Annotated in this window: 1 protein-coding gene; it reads right to left on the bottom strand. The window is 66.0% G+C overall.

Features of this window, described 5'->3' with window-relative positions:
- Positions 1-161: 161 nt before the first annotated feature.
- Positions 162-1,529, bottom strand: coding sequence for a UDP-glucose dehydrogenase family protein (locus tag P1J78_RS24760; protein WP_275570041.1), 1,368 nt, complete (start codon positions 1,527-1,529; stop codon positions 162-164).
- Positions 1,530-1,876 lie beyond the last annotated feature (347 nt).

The raw sequence follows: 1,876 nt of genomic DNA, 5'->3' as shown, positions 1-1,876 counted from the left end.
ATAGCGGTTTTCCCATGATCCACCTCCACATATAGTGAATCACAAACCCTTCCTTATGGGAATCCCCGACTCTGGTTTTCCGCACGAGGCTCTAACTCAGTGAGTTGGCGGTTTTCGTTTCTGGTGCGTCGCGCGCCGGCGACTGCCGGTGCCCCACTCGCTCACTCCGCGGCGGAGGCCGTGTTCGCTTCTTCCTCGGCGGCGCGTGCCTGCGGTTCCAGCGAAGGCCGCCCCACGGCCATATAGGCCTCGAACCCCGCATGCTTGGCGTCCTTGGCGGAATAGACGTTGCGCAGGTCGGCCATGCGCGGCGTGGCCATGCGGCGGGCCAGCCGCTTCAGGTCCAGCGCGCGGAACTCGTTCCACTCGGTCAGGATCACCAGCGCATCGGCGTTCTGCACCGCCTTGTACGGGTCCTCGACCCATTGCACGCCCGGCAGCAGCGCCTCGCCCTCGCGCCGGCCCTGCGGGTCGACCACCCGCACCTTCGCGCCACCGCCCACCAGCGCCGGCACCACCGTCAGCGCCGGCGCGTCGCGCATGTCGTCGGTGTTCGGCTTGAACGTCACGCCCAGCACCGCCACCGTCTTGCCGTTGAACGTGTCGCCGCACAGCTCGAGGATCTTGTCGATCATCCGCCGCTTGATCTCGTCGTTGGACTTGATCACCGTCTCGACGATGTCCATCGGCGCCGAGAAGTCCTGCCCCGTGCGCGCCAGCGCCATCGTGTCCTTGGGAAAGCACGACCCGCCATAGCCCGGCCCGGCATGCAGGAACTTGTTGCCGATCCGGCCGTCCAGCCCCATCCCCCGGGACACCTCCTTCACGTCGGCGCCGACCTTTTCGCACAGTCGGGCGATCTCGTTGATGAAGGTGATCTTCGTCGCCAGGAAGGCGTTCGCGGCATACTTGATCATCTCGGCCGATTCCAGGTCGGTCGTCACGATCGGGAACTCGCGCAGGTAGAGCGGGCGGTAGATCTCGGCCATCACCTCGCCCGCGCGCTCGGTCTGCACGCCGACGATCACGCGGTCGGGCTTCATGAAGTCGTCGATCGCCGCGCCTTCGCGCAGGAATTCGGGATTCGAGGCGACATCGAAATCGGCGTTCGGGTTGGCCTTGGCGACCGTCTGCTTGACCTTGCGGTTGGTGCCAACGGGCACCGTCGACTTGACGACGATCACGGCATAGCCGGTCAGGCTCTTCGCGATCTCCTCGGCGGCGGCCATGACGAAAGTCAGGTCGGCATGCCCGTCGCCGCGCCGCGTCGGCGTGCCCACGGCGATGAACACCGCGTCGGCGCCGTCGACGGCGGCCGCAAGGTCGGTGGTGAAGGTCAGCCGCCCGGCCTCGACGTTCTTCTCCATCAGCGTGTCGAGCCCCGGCTCGTAGATCGGAACCTCGCCGCGCTCCAGCATCTCGATCTTGGCCGGGTTCTTGTCGACGCAAATGACGTCATGCCCGAAATCCGAAAAACAAACCCCGGAGACGAGGCCCACATACCCCGTTCCGATCATCGCAATACGCATTGGTCGCACTCCTGTCCGTGCCGTGCCGTCGCCGAAAAACCGGCCTGTCTCTTCCCGTAAAGCGCGCGCCTGCGCCTGACAAGAGGCGGCGCGGGCCATGCTGCGCCGGTGGCGCCGATGCGCGAAAAACCGTCAGATGGTCGGGGAGAGGGCCGGAGGCAAAGCCCGCCCGGTTCGCGCCGGGCGGGCCGCATCGGCTGGACCAGACCCTCGGGAGGAGGAAGAGGCGGCACCCTCGATGCTCTGTGTCCATTTAGCAGGCTGCTGAAGAAGTCGGGTTGGAAGGACGTTATTCCTGTCGCCGGGGCTGGAAGGCGGGTCGCTCGCAGATGCGAACGTCGGGTCCA

The sequence above is a fragment of the Psychromarinibacter sediminicola genome, assembly GCF_029168335.1.
GTDB classification, from domain to species: domain Bacteria; phylum Pseudomonadota; class Alphaproteobacteria; order Rhodobacterales; family Rhodobacteraceae; genus Psychromarinibacter; species Psychromarinibacter sediminicola.
Note: the sequence above shows the minus strand (reverse complement) of the source record. Positions and strands in the feature narration are given on the sequence as shown.

Excerpts from the sequence above, each read along its gene's own strand:
- P1J78_RS24760 (WP_275570041.1), bottom strand. The coding sequence starts at position 1,529 with ATGCGTATTGCGATGATCGGAACGGGGTATGTGGGCCTCGTCTCCGGG.